This window comes from Defluviimonas aquaemixtae (genome assembly GCF_900302475.1).
In the GTDB taxonomy this organism is placed as follows: Bacteria; Pseudomonadota; Alphaproteobacteria; order Rhodobacterales; family Rhodobacteraceae; genus Albidovulum; species Albidovulum aquaemixtae.
Genome location: NZ_OMOQ01000002.1, coordinates 286,541 through 300,968, shown reverse-complemented (window position 1 = coordinate 300,968; position 14,428 = coordinate 286,541). Strand labels below are relative to the sequence as shown.

The following is a 14,428-nucleotide window of genomic DNA, read 5'->3' as shown; positions in this document are numbered from 1 at the left end:
GGTCAAACCTTTCACGGCATCGGGCACAAGCGGAAACAATTGGTTAGCGACAGTGCATATTGCGCGCTCATCGCGAAGATCAGTGCTCAGCCGTTCTTGCGCAGCTTACGGGCCGAGGCGGTGATCGCGTCGTACTGGCCTGAGGGGCGGAACCGCCAGAGATAGTCCGGCAGGACCGCCTCCGCCGGCATCGGCGCGATGCCGAGATCGGCGAGGCCCTTGGCATCCGGTGCCGCGACGTTGTCGTTGGCAAGCGATCTCACCTGATCTCGCGTGAGGATGCGGTTCGAGACCAGCCCTCCGGTCAGCATAGAGCCAAAGTCCAGCAGCCCCGCCATGATCCGCGCCGCCCAGAAGGGCATGTTCACGATCATCCGGCGCCGGTTGATCACCCTCAGCATGTCCTGCATCAGCTCCCGGAAGGACGCCACTTCGGGGCCGCCGAGTTCGTAGAGCCCCGTCGCTTGGCCCAGCACGCCCGCCACTGCGGCACGCGCTACGTCGTCGACATAGACCGGCTGGAACCGCGTCTCGGCGCCGACCAGCGCGAGGACGGGCCCGAGTCGCGACATCGCGGCGAAGCGGTTGTAGAACCCGTCCTCGGGTCCGAACATGAGCGACGGCCTCAGGATCATCGCGCCGGGGAAAGCCGCGAGCACGGCGGCCTCGCCCTCCGCCTTGGTGCGGCCATAGTCGCTTTCGCTCTCCGGATCCGCTCCGATCGCCGAGACATGGACGAGCCTTTCGACACCAGTTTCTGCCGCGATCCGCGCGATGCGGCTCGCGCCCTCGACGTGCACGGCCCCGAAGTTGTTCTTGCCCCGTTTGTCGAACGTGCCGACACAGTTGACCACGGCATCGGCCCCGGCCATCGCGGCGCGCACCGAAGCATCGTCGCGGATGTTGCAAAATATCGGCTCCACCTGGCCGACAGCGCCGTAGGGCTTGACGAACAGCGCCTCGTTCGGGCGCCGGACGGCGACGCGCACGCGCCAGCCCTCTTTCGCCATGCGCCGCGCAACGTACCGCCCGAGAAATCCCGAACCGCCGTAAATAGTGACTAGCTTCGACATCGGTCCCGTCTCCGGCCTGCACTTCCGTCGCCCCCTGATTAGCGCCCCGGCGCCCGCCTCACAAGGCGCGATTGCGCGCATCCGGGATTCGCGCGCCCCCCGTTGACAGCACCCCGCCCCAGGGATACATCGCCCGTCATGACACCTGCCCAGGTGGCGGAATTGGTAGACGCGCACGGTTCAGGTCCGTGTGCCGCAAGGCGTGGAGGTTCGAGTCCTCTCCTGGGCACCAGACCCCTCCGCCGACGAGGGGTGGTATGACGATTCATCAGCACAAGCATGACCTGCCCGACGGGCTCGATCTCGGCCCCGTGGTGGCTGTCGACACCGAGACGATGGGCCTCGATCCGCGCCGCGACCGGCTTTGCCTCGTCCAGCTTTCGGCGGGCGACGGCGACGCCCATCTGGTGCAGATCGCCAGGGGCCAGACAGAGGCGCCCAACCTGGTACACCTGCTCGCCGATCCCGCAGTGCTGAAGCTCTTTCACTTCGGCCGGTTCGACGTCGCCGCGCTGAACGCCGCCTTCGGCGTCACGACCGCGCCAGTCTATTGCACCAAGGTCGCCTCGAAGCTCGTGCGCACGTTCACCGACCGGCACGGGCTGAAAAACCTGTTGCAGGAGTTACTAGGCGTCGACATTTCCAAGCAGCAACAGACCTCGGACTGGGGCGCTGAAACCCTGACAGACGCGCAGGCCGAATATGCCGCGACGGACGTGCTTTACCTTCACCGGCTGAAGGCCGAGCTTGACGGCCGTCTCGACCGCGAAGGGCGGATGGAGCTTGCCCGCGCCTGTTTCGCGTTCCTGCCCGTCCGCGCGACGCTCGACCTCATGGGATGGGACGATGACAGCGACATCTTCAAGCACTGAGCCCAATGTCGGGGGCGAGACTTTCCTCGCCACCGCCCGACGCGTGATCGGCATCGAGGCGGCGGGGCTTGCCGCACTTTCCGACGCGCTCGGCGACAGCTTCGCGGAAGCGATCGACCTCATCCTGAAGGCCAAGGGGCGCGTCATCGTCTCGGGCATGGGCAAGTCGGGTCATGTGGGGCGCAAGATTGCGGCGACGCTCGCCTCGACCGGCACGCCCGCGCAGTACGTCCACCCGGCCGAGGCGAGCCACGGCGATCTTGGCATGGTGACGGAAGGCGACGTGGCGCTCGTGCTGTCCAATTCCGGCGAGACGCCCGAGCTGAAGGACATCATCGCCCATACCCGCCGCTTCTCCATTCCGCTGATCGGCATCGCGAGCCGGCCCGGCTCCACGCTCCTGCGCCAGTCGGATGTCGCGATCGTCCTCCCCGACGCTGAAGAGGCCTGCGGAACCGGCGTCGTGCCCACCACTTCGACCACGATGACGCTCGCGCTGGGCGACGCGCTGGCGGTGGTGCTGATGGAACATCGCCGCTTCACGCCGGAACATTTCCGCACCTTCCATCCGGGCGGCAAGCTCGGCGCCATGCTGATGAAGGTCGAGGACCTGATGCATGGTGGCGATGCGGTGCCGCTCGTGCCCGCAGGCACCCAGATGAGCGACGCGCTTCTGACGATGAGCCAGAAGGGCTTCGGCGTGGTCGGCGTGACGGATGCCAAGGGCCGGCTCATGGGGATCGTGACCGACGGCGACCTCAGGCGGCACATGGCGGGGCTGCTGGACCATACTGCTGACGAGGTCATGACCGAGGGCCCGCTGACGATCGGTCCCGGCGAGGTCGCGCAGAAGGCCGTCGCGCTGATGCGCGACCGCAAGATCACCTGTCTTTTCGTGGTCGACCCGGAGGGCGACGGGCTCGCCTCCGGGCTCATCCATATCCACGATTGCCTGCGCGCGGGCGTGGTCTGAGCCGATGGCGGACGACCGTGACATAACGATCCATTCGCGCGTCGTCTTCTGGCTCAAGATCATCCTGCCGCTTTTCGCGCTCGCAATCCTGTCGACGCTCTTCCTGCTCTCGCGGCGGATCGACACCGATGCGGCGCTGCCTTACGCCCGCGTGGACGTCGAGGCACTTGCGCGCGACCCGCGCCTCACAGCACCTGAATACTTGGCGGTGACCGAGGACGGCGCCGCCGTCAGCTTCACCGCGCGGACTGCTCGGACCGGGCAGGGCGACAACGACGAGGCGCGGGCCGAAGACCTCGTGGCTGTCTACGAGACCCCGGGAGGCCTGCGCATCGACATCAGGGCCCGCGAAGGCGAAATCGACCGCCCCGCCGGTCGCATGCGCTTGTCCGGCGATGTCGAGATCGTGACCTCCACTGGCTACCGGATGTTGACCGCCGGCCTTGACAGCGCGCTCGACCGCACCAACCTTCGCTCGGATGGCGAGGTTCAGGCTGAAGCGCCCTATGGCCAAATCACCGCAGGACAGATGGAAATCCGCCACGAGGATGTCGAAAAGCCCGGCTATCTGTTGGATTTCAAGACGGATGTGAAGCTGATATACGAACCGCAGAAGTGAAGGATCCCGCATGCCTGTCCGCCTCATCGCCTTGATCGCCGCGACGGCGCTCGCGGTCCTGCCGGCCGCGATGGCTGCAGGGCAGGGCGCGTCCGTCGCATTCGGCGGCCTCCGCGCGGATACCGGCCTGCCGGTCGAGGTCACGGCCGATCAGCTGACCGTCGACCAAAACGACGGCACTGCGGTCTTCAGCGGCAACGTCCTTGTCGGCCAAGGTGAGATGCGTCTGTCGGCGGCCGAGGTGGTCGTCGAGTACGGCGGCGAGGACCAGAGTCGGATCGAGCGGCTTCACGCGACGGGCGGCGTAACGCTCGTCAGCGGCGCCGAGGCGGCCGAAGCTGAGGAGGCTGTCTACACGATCGACTCGGGCGAAGTGGTGATGACCGGCAACGTTCTATTGGTTCAGGGCGCCAATACGCTGTCGGGTCAGAAGCTGATCGTCGATCTCTCCACGGGCACAGGCCGCATGGAGGGCCGGGTCAAAACGGTGCTGCAACCGAGTGGTGGCAACTGATGGACGCCAGGCCCGATCTCACGATCACCGACGGCAGCGCCGGACTGAGCGTGCGCCACCTGCGGAAAAGCTACCGCCGGCGCCCGGTCATCCGCGACGTGTCGCTGGAACTGGCGCGCGGCGAGGTGGTGGCGCTTCTCGGGCCAAACGGCTCGGGCAAGACAACCTGCTTTTACAATATCGCGGGCCTGATCGCCGCCGATGCCGGACAGGTGGAAATCGACGGTCGCGATGTGACCGGCCTGCCGATGTATCGGCGCGCGCGGCTCGGCATCGGGTACCTGCCGCAGGAGGTTTCGATCTTCCGCGGCCTCTCGGTCGAGGACAATGTCAACGCAGTCCTTGAGATCGCCGAGCCGGACACCCACAAACGCCGCGAACGGCTCGAGGAGCTGTTGTCCGAGTTCTCGATCACGCATCTCAGGCGCGCGCCCGCGCTGGCGCTGTCGGGCGGCGAGCGGCGGCGGGTGGAGATCGCGCGCTGCCTGGCGGCCGACCCGAAATACCTGCTGCTCGACGAACCCTTCGCCGGAGTCGATCCGATTTCGGTCGGCGATATCCGCCAACTGGTCCATGAGCTAAAATCGCGTGGCATCGGCGTCCTGATCACCGATCACAACGTCCGCGAGACACTCGAGATCGTCGACCGCGCCTATATCCTGCACGACGGCGTCGTCCTCATGAGCGGCACAGCCGACGAAGTCGTGCGCGACGAGAACGTGCGCCGCGTCTATCTTGGCCAGAGCTTCCGCATTGGCTGAGGAGCGAAGCGAACCTCCGAGAATCCGCCTTTTGCGAATCGATTGCTTCGTCACGGTGCCCCGAAGCGCGCCCAGTCAGACGCCCGGCACGCGCAGACGCATGGGCCGGGCGTCGGCTTCGGACATGCGCAGTCAGCCCTCATCGCACTGAAATCAACGAGCGCCCATCTTGCTAACAAGATCACTTGTACACACGTACTCAACGAGGGCGTTGACATCGGGCCACGAACTGTCGCCAAATATTAGAAATGCATGCGCATACCCTCAGTGTTCGGGCGAAGGCATCGGAAGGTCTTTTTGAGAGAACCAGCCGAAGCGACAGCGCAAAGACAAAACCCCGCCACAGATGATGATGTTCCGGGCAGCCGGAGGTCTGCTGCACGCGGGATTTCAAACGTAGGAGGTGAAATGAGATACAGGATCAGCGGCAAACAGATCGATGTCGGCGACGCGCTGCAGACCCATGTGCAGGGCGAACTCGGCGAGACGGTCGAGAAATATTCCCAGCGCCCCACGGATGCGACCGTGATCTTTTCCCGGGACGCGCACGAATTCATCTGCGAGACCACGGTCCACCTGTCGACCGGCCTCACTGCGGCCGCGAAAGGCCAGGCTCACGAAATCTATGCCGCCTTCGAGGAATGCCGCGAAAAGATGGACAAACAACTGCGTCGATACAAGCGCAGGTTGAAAGATCATCACCGCGAACGGTCCGAACCTGTTGAATTCGCCGATGCGCCCATGTATGTGCTCGCCGCGAATGGCGGAATGGCGGATTCGGAGCCTGACAGTCTGCAGCCGATGATCATCGCCGAGATGGAGACGAAGATCCCCTCTCTTTCGGTCGGCGAGGCGGTTATGCAGATGGAACTGTCAGGGGCCCCGCTCCTGGTGTTTCGCAACGAGAAGAATGGCGGGGTCAATGTCGTCCACCGCCGGGAAGATGGTAACGTGGGCTGGATCGATCCGTCGGCCGGCACCTAGGGCATCCTGCACGGAAGTGCAGAACAGATAGGGTAAATGGAACTTTCTAACCTTTTGAAACCCGCAGCCGTTCGGGTGCTCGGCCACGCGACCAGCAAGAAACGCCTCTTTCAGGATCTGAGCGAGGTAGCGCATACCGTGTGCGGCCTGAACGTGGCCGACACCATCGACGCGCTTCAGGAACGTGAAAGCCTCGGCCCGACGGGCGTGGGTCACGGAGTCGCCTTGCCACATGCGCGCATGCACGGAATAGACGAAGTCGTAGGTGTGTTCCTGCGCCTCGAAAAACCGCTCGATTTTGACGCGGTCGATCGTCAGCCGGTCGATCTGGTCTTTGCGCTGTTCGCGCCCAAGGACGCGGGTGTCGAACATTTGAAGGCGCTCGCGCTTGTGTCACGAACGCTGCGGAATGAGGACACCTGCACCAAGCTCCGCGCCAACAGCGACCCGGCCGCGCTGCATGCCGTGCTGACCGAGGCCTGCACGATCCAGGCGGCCTGAGGCGCGCGCCTCAGCGTCGCCAGCGCTTGAACCCGTAGGTGATGTAGTCGCGCCGGTAGGCGTCGTGCGCGGCGGCTTCCAGTTCCTTGTCGTAGATCGTCGAAAGCGGGTGGGGCGCAGCTTCCTTGCGTACTGTCGGCGGCGGCGCCTCCACGCCGACAGCCCCGGCGAGATAGGCAAGATCATCGGCAAGCGTCTCTTCCCGGCAGAGAAGATCGGGCGCGGCGAACTGCGCGAGGCCGTTCAGAACCGACCACTGGCTGGCCCAGACGATGTCCTGGCGAAGCCCGGTCTGCCCGCTCAGATTCACCTTCACAAAACGCAGGAATGCAAGCAACGCTGCGCGGTAGTCATTCGCGCTCATCGCCTCGGCGCCACCTTCCATAGGGATCGGCACGTCGTAGTGAGCGCCAAGCGAGTATCGGATGTCGCCGAATCCCTCGCCTCCAAGCACGGCGCGAAACGCGTCGTCTGCCCTGCGAAGCGGATGGCGCAGGACCGTAAAGCAGCGGTGACCCGGCGACTTGCGCATCCAGACGCGCAGCGTCTTCTGTGTGAAATCCTCAATGAGTCTGCCGCTGCCGAACCCCGTAAGCCAGTCGCGCAATTCCGCGTCCGGTCCCGGCGGGATCGGCATGTAGAGAAGCGGCGCACCCGCCGCCGCGATGCTGCGTGGCACGCCGGGCCCGCGGCGCGGCTCAAGGCACGGCGTCCGGGCAAGCCCCGCCCAGTCGATGCGCTGGATCGCCTCTTCCATCTCGGCGAAGTTGCGGACCTTGTCTGACATCTCCTCGGGGTTCTGACGCACGAGATCGTCAGAGATCCGCTCGATCCGGTCCTCCAGCCCGAGCCAGCCGAGCATGCCGTTGATCACGTCCGCCCGCAGGGTGTCCTCGTAGTCCAGGTAGAAGGCGGTCTGTCCGCTCACCTGCAGCGCGTTCAGGATGCGGACCTGGAACGCCTGCCGTTCGGCCAGGAACGCCTCGAACTCCGCCGGTTTGAAGGGCGGCTTCCAGGCGATCTTGTCCTTCACATCCGTCAACTGCCAACGTTTGGTGTTGTAGGCGATCTTGAGGCTGATGTAGCAATCGACCGGATTTCGGGTCAGCACGATCTTGGCGCAGCGCGGATCGGCCAGCATCTCTTCAACCACGCGCGGGTCGTGGTCGAAGAAGAAACGGAAACCGTTCAGGCCGTCCGCGTCCCGAATGCGCGACAGAAGCGTCTGCGGATCGGCGATCCGGTCCGCCATCGTCATGTCGAACAGCACTTCGTTGCTCGGCGCACCGATATAGTCGGGGTTGAACGCCTCCCCATGCAAGCGGATTGCCTTGACCTGGTCGAGCGTCGCCTCGAGCAGGTTCGATCCGGTCCGCATCTCGGCCAGGATGACGAAGTAGTCGAAATTGCCCGCCACGAAGCGTCCCTATCGCACGAGATAAGGGCGGCCGCGGTCACGCGATGGCCGGTCGGGTTCGGCGCTGACGGCGAAGTCGCCCATGACAGTGGGCTGCATGCCCTGGTTCTTGAGGCTCTGGAGGAACTGCCCGAAGCCGGTCAGGTCCACCATCTTCGGCGCTTCGATTGGCTGGCGGGCGCCGCGCGGCCGGATCTCGTCGATGACAGTCTGCAAATGCTCCATCGGGTTTTCGATGAACTCGGCCATCGTCCAGATGCGGACCCGAGCCTTCACATACATCGTCCTGAGAATGTCCAGATGTTCCATCTCGAGCTTCTGAAGCCGCGCGGCCTCTTTCCGGATGTCGGAGAAGTTCATGTTGGCGCGCGACAGCGGCACGGCCCAGGTCCCGGAGAGCACCGAGATCTGGGCATTGGGGTCGGTCGCCATGAACCAGTTGCACTCCTGGTTGTCGCGCGGGCTGAATTGGAAGCACTGGCGTTCGCCGCGCGTGTTCCAGATGAGGTTGGTCAGGAACGATTTTGGATTGTAGTCGCGCAGCGTCGCGTTGTCCGAAAGCGCGCCGTTGAAGATCGTCTCGCCGCCCGCGAACTCCGCCCGCTCCGGCCCGAATACGTGGCCATGCACCCGGCCGCCGATCGTCTTCGACAACCAGATGTCGAAGCTCTCGAAAAGGTCGGAAAAACCATGAAACACCGAATACGGCGCGCATGTCTTGCCGTTCTCGTGGTCGCGTCGGGGATAGCGGCTTTGCATGTATAGTCCGGCACGACCGCGCGTCCGCCGCTCCACCGCCTTGGCGAAAAGCCGATCGATCTTGCCCGGATTGGGCTCCGCCCGCGCCGCCTGTTCCGATGCGGGCGCGAGGAAGGTGCGATAGAGCCGGTCCGCACGCGGCCAGATCTTCCGCGCCACGAAGCAGTCGGATCGGCGAAGAAGCTGCAGGTGGTCGTCATAGAAGATATGCGGTTTGCCCTGAAAGTCGAACTTCGACAGCGTAAGCGAGCGGCTCTCGATCTCGGTGGAATAGAGCCTTGCGAGCGTCTGGAAATAGCTTTCGTCCGGAATCCATACGCGCTGGAAATAGCGATCATGCGCCTTGCGCGCCGGATCTTCGAGAATAGCCGACAGCGTGCGCCGCGTCAGGCACCACCATTGCGAACCGAGATGCGGGACGATACCGGGCGGCACCCGGCGCTTGAACCCGAAACGCCGCTGGAGCCGAACATAGAAGTCGAACAGCTTTCGGCGCTTTCGCCACGAAAACGGGAACCGCAGCGTGAAGCGTTCGTAGTTCAGCCCGCCGATCGTCCAGCCGACATCGGCCGTCGTCACGCTCTCGATGAAGTCGGTGTTGGGTCGCGCGTCGAGATACCCGATGAGTTCTTCGGCCGGGCGTAGAGGCAGGCAGGCGCCCGACGCGAGAAACACATGGCGCAAGCGTTCGTGCCGCGCCAGTAGCTGCTCGGCCGCCGACTGCGTCGCGGCGACCAGGGACCACGTGCCCCAGTCGCAGGCATAGCGGCGCGAAAAGCTCACGATCTCAAGATCGGAGAGCGCCGCGACCAGACCGTCATACTCCTCGGCCGACGTGCGGCGATCGACATGGACAACGAGCGGACAGCCGGCGTCTGCCCAAAACCGCGCGACCTCTGCGGCACGGTCAAGCGCCGTGTGGCACATCATGATGAAGCCGACCGTCATGCGAGCGCGCTCATGCCCAGTTGCCCTTCGACATCAGTCCGAGGATCTCCAGCTGGCGCCAGTTGATGTATTTCTCCGACCACTTGCACCACAGGTTCGCGCCGTCCCGCAGCTGCTCGGCATAGGCGACGTATTCGCGGCTATTGGCGAAATGCTCGCGCCGCTCAAGCTCCTCCTCGACCTTCGCTTCGAGCGTGGAGAGAAACTTGGCATGCAGCAAGCAACCTGAAGGCTTTTCGCCGCCCCATTCATCGTAAGCAAGATTGAGGCCGCGCGGCAAAAGCATGTGCGTCGAACTCACGAAGCAGCAGCCCCAGCGCCATTTGACCAGCGGTATCTTGTTGAGCGAAGGGGCTTCGTGCGGCCGTTCGGCGAACATCGTCCGCGCACGCGGTCCGCCCTGGATCCAGAGATTGCCGTAGCGCTCGTTTTTCGAGATCGTGTAGTTCCCGCTGTCGAAGTGATTGGCGATCTCGAAAGGGTCAGCGCCCTCGCGGTAGGGCACGGAACCCACCGCGCCCTTGGGATACATATCGACAACCATCGCCGGAAAGCTTCGCACTCCGCAGGTGTCGAGCCAGTCAGTCAGCGCGCCGATCGGCCGGGTGTCACAGAACGGGTAGACGAAGAACTCGTCGACATCGACCGCAAGTATCCAGTGGCCGCGCCCGTAGCGCATAAGAAGCCAGTTGACCCAGTCGGCACCGTAGCGGGCCGATCGGTAGCTCGATGTCGCGGACCAGAGAGAGACGTCCTTCTGCGCCTCGAGCCACTCGCGCGACCCATCGTCCGAGGCGTTGTCGACGATCAGAAAGTGACTTGCGCCCAGATCGCGGTAGTAGCGAAGAAAATAGGGCAGCCGGACTCGTTCGTTGCGAAGAACCGCCACGACGAGGATATCGCCGCGGGCTATGTCGGCGGTTCGGTTCGTAACTGGCCGAAGTTCACGGCGCCTGCGAAACGCCCGGAACCTGAGCCGTTTGCGGCGCAGACGGAGCTGGTATCTTTGCCAGACGCCCAAAGCGATCCCTTCGAAACGTAGCCACGTATGATCATGGGGCAACTCGATTAAGACGCGATTACAGCCTGCGCCTTCAAGACGCCATCGCTGACTCAGCTCGCGACACTCATCCCCATATGTTCTGCCTTCGTGCGCAAGAGGATACAGCCCGCGCCCTCATGCGTAAACTCCGGAGTGGCTTGCGGAATCAGCAGTGACTCAACGGTTGTAGCTGCTGGTCTGGTGCCAGCGCCAGGCATCGGCGATCATGGTGCCGATCTTCGACCGGTCGGGCTGCCACCCAAGCTCGCGACGCGCCCGTTCGCTGCCGCAGACCAGGCTGGTCGCGTCACCGGGCCGGCGGTCGCCGAACACCACTGGCACCTCGCGGTTCGTGACCGCGCGCGAGGCGTCGATCACCTCGCGCACCGAAAACCCAGTTCCAGTGCCAAGACAAAAGAGCCGGCTGCCCTGACCCGCCTCGAGCCATCGCAAGCCCGCGACATGCGCCTCGGCAAGGTCCATGACGTGGACATAGTCCCGAATGCATGTGCCATCGCGCGTCGGGTAGTCGGTGCCGAATACCGTCAGCGCCGGCCGCTTTCCGTCAATTGCATCGAGCATGAGTGGGATCAGATGGGTTTCTGGCCGGTGGAATTCACCAATCTCGCCCGCAGGATCGGCGCCCGCGACATTGAAGTAGCGGAAGATCACCGAGTTCAGCGCATGGCTCGCCCCGAAATCGCCCAGCATCTGTTCGATCGCGAGCTTCGACTTGCCATAGGCGTTCAGCGGCTGCTGCGGTGTGTCCTCGTCGAGCATGACGCCGTCCAGATCGCCATAGGTCGCGCAGGTCGAGGAGAAGACGAAGTCCTTGCAACCCGCGGCGAGCGCCGCCTCGATCAGATTGAGCGCGCCAAGAACGTTGACCCGCCAATAGGTGCCCGGATCGCGCATCGCGTCGCCGACGAGGCTGATTGCGGCGAAATGCATGACGGCTGCGGGCTGCCAGCGCGCGAATACCTCTTCAAGCCGCGCGCGGTCTGACAGGTCACCTTTCTCGAACGGGCCGAACTGGACCGCATCGCGCCATCCGGTCGCGAGATTGTCGAAGGTCACGGGGACGTAGCCGGCAGTCTTCAACACTTTGCAGGCGTGCGAGCCGACATAACCGGCACCGCCCGTTACCAGGATATTCCGCGTCATACGGTGCTACTCGGCGGCCTTCTGGATCGCGGTCATGCTGATCAGGAAATTCTGGAACTCTTCGCGCAGCTCCTCGCGCGCCAGCCCGAAGGCGACCGTGGCCTGCAGAAACCCGGCCTTTGAGCCGCAGTCGAAGCGTTGACCGCGGAAGCGGTAGCCGAAGACGTTCCTCGACTTCCGGATCTCTTCGGCGATGGCGTCTGTCAACTGGATTTCGCCGCCCGCGCCGGACTTCATCCGGTTGAGATTCTGCAGGACCCTCGGCGTCAGGATGTAGCGCCCGATCACCGCGAGGTTCGACGGCGCGGCATCCGCCTTCGGCTTTTCGACCATGCCCTTGATCGAAACCATGGCGCCCATGTCTTCATTCACATCGAGAATCCCGTAGGAAGAGGCTTTCTCGGGCGCGACCTCCATTGCAGCGACCACGTTGCCGCCGGTCTCATAGTGCGCTTCGACCATCTGCTGAAGGCACGGCTTTTCGGCCGCGATCACGTCGTCGGGCAGTATTACCGCGAACGGCTCGTTGCCGATCAGACGGCGGGCGCACCAGACCGCGTGACCAAGTCCCAGCGCCTTGTGCTGGCGGATGTAGGCGATTGCGCCGGAATCCATGTTGGTCTCGCGCAGGATGTCGAGAAGCTTATTCTTGCCGGCCCGCTCGAGGTTCGATTCCAGCTCGTGCGCGTGGTCGAAATAGTCCTCAAGGGCGCCTTTGCCACGCGAGGTGACAAAGATGAACTCCTTGATGCCGGCCGCGCGCGCCTCGTCGATGGCGTACTGGATGAGCGGCCTGTCGACGAGAGTCATGATTTCCTTGGGGATGGACTTTGTCGCGGGAAGAAATCGGGTTCCGAGGCCTGCGACCGGAAAAATCGCCTTTGTCACTCTGCGCTTCATTCCACCACCGTTCCGTTCCGTGCCAGCCGAGCGGCCAGCCCCCTCGTCGCATCGCCATTAATAGCGCGCCTTGCCAATAGACCAATCATATGGCCATTTTGTGCAAAGTCAGCGGATAATCTGTAGAAAATCGAGCCCGTTTGGCAACGGTAGGTGGCAGGCCGCCTATATTGTAGTCATGATTTCCTGACGCATGAGCGAATCCCTGCGCCTTGTGTATCGGTTGACATTTCCCCGCGTCGTGCGTGCTAAGCGATCCCCATCTCGGCGAGCATCGATTCGATTCGGGGAACGTCCTCGGGGTTGTTCAGTTCCCAAAACTGGCGGCCGCGCGCATCGACCTCGACGCACAGCACCGCCCGCCCGGCTTCGAGGAATCGCAACTGCTCGAGCCCCTCGAGCTCTTCGAGCGGTCCGGCCGGCCACCCCGGATAGGCGGCGAGCGCGGCGGGGCGGTAGGCGTAAACGCCGACATGATGGAACACCGGCGTCGGTGCGTCGTTGGCATAGGTGATGGCTGTATATGGAATAACTTCCTTCGAGAAGTAGAGCGCCCGGCGGTCCGCGCCGAAGACGGCCGTCGTCCCGCCCACCCGCCCGGCCCGGCGGTCGGCGAGAAAACCGCTCAGCGCCCGCCCGTCGCAGCGTAGGACAGGCGTCGCGATATCGGCGCCGGGATCGGCGCGCATCCCCTCAACCAGCGCCTCGACGAACCAGTGCGGGGTCAAGGGCGCGTCACCCTGAAGGTTCACGACAAAGTCGTAGCCGCCACCGAGGGCAGCGTGGGCCTCCGCGCAGCGCTCGGTTCCGTTGCGGCATCGATCCGAGGTCATGACGACCTCGGCGCCGAAGCCCTCGGCCTCAACCCGGATGCGGTAGTCATCGGTCGCGACGACAATACGGTCCGCGCTATTTACTAGCATTGCAGCCTCCCAGCTGCGGCGAATGAGCGTGCGCGCCTCCCCATCTGCACCCTTCAGCGCGACGAGCGGCTTGCCCGGGTACCGGCTGGATGCATAGCGCGCGGGAATGACGATCAGTACGCTCATTCCTTCACCAGAAGAACGCCAGGCGAATAGGCGATGAAGAATGGATTCTCGAAGCCCGGCTTGCCGTAGATGAACGGCGTATGGTCGTCGAAGCGCACGACCTCGCCACCGGCACCGCGCAGGACCGCGTCGCCCGCGGCCGTGTCCCATTCCATCGTTCGTCCAAGCCGTGGGTAGAGATCGGCCTCGCCCGTCGCGACCAGGCAGAACTTCAGGCTCGACCCCGCGCTCGTCAGGTCGCGTACGGCGTAGCGACCGATATAGTCATCCGTCGCCTTGTCGCGATGCGACTTCGACGCCACGACCATCAGCCCGCGATTGTCCGGCATCGAAACCGAAAGCGGCACCGAACCACCGGGAGTCTCCTTGTCAAAGGGACCCGTCTCCTCGACTGACCGCCCGTCGGGTAGCGTGTAGAACAGCCTGGCCTTGGCCGGCGCATAGACAACGCCGCGAAGTGGCACGCCGTCTTCGACATAGGCGATGTTTACCGTGAAGTCGCCACGCCGCTGCACGAACTCCTTCGTTCCGTCAAGCGGATCGACGATAAGAAAAGTGGAAACCTCTTGGCCGTGGGTGTCCGACTGTTCCTCTGTCACGAGCGCGACGGAAGGGAAGGCTTTGGCCAATCCCTCGGAGATCAGCGCGTCGGCGGCTTCATCAGCCTCGGTCACGGGGCTCGCGTCCGACTTTGCGCGCACCTCGAAATCGGTGGCGTCGTAGACCGTCATGATCCTGTCGCCCGCTTCGAGCGCGAGACGGCGCATGACCCGGATCAAGTGTTCGAAGTCCAAGGCATTCCTCCTCGACGAGCCGAGTTGATCGGTGCGGCGGTTGACCTTATGATGGCCC

Annotated in this window: 15 protein-coding genes and 1 tRNA gene; 8 read left to right on the top strand and 8 right to left on the bottom strand. The window is 63.9% G+C overall.

Annotated elements, in window-relative coordinates; translation table 11 throughout:
• Positions 1-86: 86 nt before the first annotated feature.
• Entirely contained in the window at positions 87-1,073 is a 987-nt protein-coding gene (locus DEA8626_RS13240; protein ID WP_108853713.1) for a complex I NDUFA9 subunit family protein, read from the bottom strand.
• Positions 1,074-1,220: 147 nt separating this feature from the next.
• On the opposite strand from DEA8626_RS13240, the gene DEA8626_RS13235 reads away from it, so the two are divergent.
• From DEA8626_RS13235 to DEA8626_RS13200, 8 genes are all read left to right on the top strand, one after another.
• Positions 1,221-1,305 (top strand) — tRNA-Leu (locus DEA8626_RS13235).
• A gap of 25 nt (positions 1,306-1,330) precedes the next feature.
• Positions 1,331-1,945, top strand: coding sequence for a ribonuclease D (locus DEA8626_RS13230; protein WP_108853712.1), 615 nt, complete (start codon positions 1,331-1,333; stop codon positions 1,943-1,945).
• Positions 1,920-2,918: a KpsF/GutQ family sugar-phosphate isomerase gene (locus tag DEA8626_RS13225; RefSeq protein WP_108853711.1), complete on the top strand. Its 999-nt coding sequence runs from the start codon at positions 1,920-1,922 to the stop codon at positions 2,916-2,918. Before DEA8626_RS13230 ends, DEA8626_RS13225 begins: the two co-directional genes overlap by 26 nt.
• A gap of 4 nt (positions 2,919-2,922) precedes the next feature.
• Positions 2,923-3,537: an LPS export ABC transporter periplasmic protein LptC gene (gene lptC / locus DEA8626_RS13220; RefSeq protein ID WP_108853710.1), complete on the top strand. Its 615-nt coding sequence runs from the start codon at positions 2,923-2,925 to the stop codon at positions 3,535-3,537.
• 10 nt (positions 3,538-3,547) lie between these two features.
• Positions 3,548-4,051 (top strand): lipopolysaccharide transport periplasmic protein LptA, encoded by a 504-nt coding sequence (gene lptA / locus DEA8626_RS13215; RefSeq protein WP_108853709.1) that lies wholly within the window; start codon positions 3,548-3,550, stop codon positions 4,049-4,051.
• Positions 4,051-4,812: an LPS export ABC transporter ATP-binding protein gene (gene lptB / locus DEA8626_RS13210; RefSeq protein WP_108853708.1), complete on the top strand. Its 762-nt coding sequence runs from the start codon at positions 4,051-4,053 to the stop codon at positions 4,810-4,812. Before lptA ends, lptB begins: the two co-directional genes overlap by 1 nt.
• 408 nt (positions 4,813-5,220) lie before the next feature.
• On the top strand, positions 5,221-5,796 hold the full coding sequence (gene hpf, locus DEA8626_RS13205) for a ribosome hibernation-promoting factor, HPF/YfiA family (protein ID WP_108853707.1): 576 nt from the start codon (positions 5,221-5,223) through the stop codon (positions 5,794-5,796).
• Between the two features lie 36 nt (positions 5,797-5,832).
• Positions 5,833-6,297, top strand: coding sequence for a PTS sugar transporter subunit IIA (locus tag DEA8626_RS13200; protein ID WP_108853706.1), 465 nt, complete (start codon positions 5,833-5,835; stop codon positions 6,295-6,297).
• 10 nt (positions 6,298-6,307) lie between these two features.
• Here the strand turns inward: DEA8626_RS13200 and DEA8626_RS13195 are convergent, their stop codons facing one another.
• The 7 genes from DEA8626_RS13195 to cysQ all read right to left on the bottom strand — a co-directional run bounded on the left by DEA8626_RS13195 (position 6,308) and on the right by cysQ (position 14,370).
• Positions 6,308-7,714, bottom strand: coding sequence for a nodulation protein NodH (locus DEA8626_RS13195; protein ID WP_108853705.1), 1,407 nt, complete (start codon positions 7,712-7,714; stop codon positions 6,308-6,310).
• 9 nt (positions 7,715-7,723) lie between these two features.
• On the bottom strand, positions 7,724-9,421 hold the full coding sequence (locus tag DEA8626_RS13190) for a DUF5927 domain-containing protein (protein ID WP_108853704.1): 1,698 nt from the start codon (positions 9,419-9,421) through the stop codon (positions 7,724-7,726).
• 10 nt (positions 9,422-9,431) lie between these two features.
• A complete protein-coding gene (locus DEA8626_RS13185; RefSeq protein WP_108853703.1) occupies positions 9,432-10,442 on the bottom strand; it encodes a glycosyltransferase family 2 protein in 1,011 nt (336 codons plus the stop codon).
• A gap of 198 nt (positions 10,443-10,640) precedes the next feature.
• Complete coding sequence (galE, locus tag DEA8626_RS13180) at positions 10,641-11,627, bottom strand: UDP-glucose 4-epimerase GalE (RefSeq protein ID WP_108853702.1); 987 nt, start codon at positions 11,625-11,627, stop codon at positions 10,641-10,643.
• A 6-nt stretch (positions 11,628-11,633) separates the two neighbouring features.
• The gene (gene galU, locus DEA8626_RS13175; protein WP_108853701.1) at positions 11,634-12,527 is read right to left on the bottom strand and encodes a UTP--glucose-1-phosphate uridylyltransferase GalU; all 894 of its coding nucleotides are present in this window, start codon (positions 12,525-12,527) and stop codon (positions 11,634-11,636) included.
• Positions 12,528-12,775: 248 nt separating this feature from the next.
• On the bottom strand, positions 12,776-13,576 hold the full coding sequence (locus tag DEA8626_RS13170) for a 3-deoxy-manno-octulosonate cytidylyltransferase (protein ID WP_108853700.1): 801 nt from the start codon (positions 13,574-13,576) through the stop codon (positions 12,776-12,778).
• The gene (cysQ, locus tag DEA8626_RS13165; protein WP_108853699.1) at positions 13,573-14,370 is read right to left on the bottom strand and encodes a 3'(2'),5'-bisphosphate nucleotidase CysQ; all 798 of its coding nucleotides are present in this window, start codon (positions 14,368-14,370) and stop codon (positions 13,573-13,575) included. The genes DEA8626_RS13170 and cysQ overlap by 4 nt, the downstream gene beginning before the upstream one ends.
• Positions 14,371-14,428 lie beyond the last annotated feature (58 nt).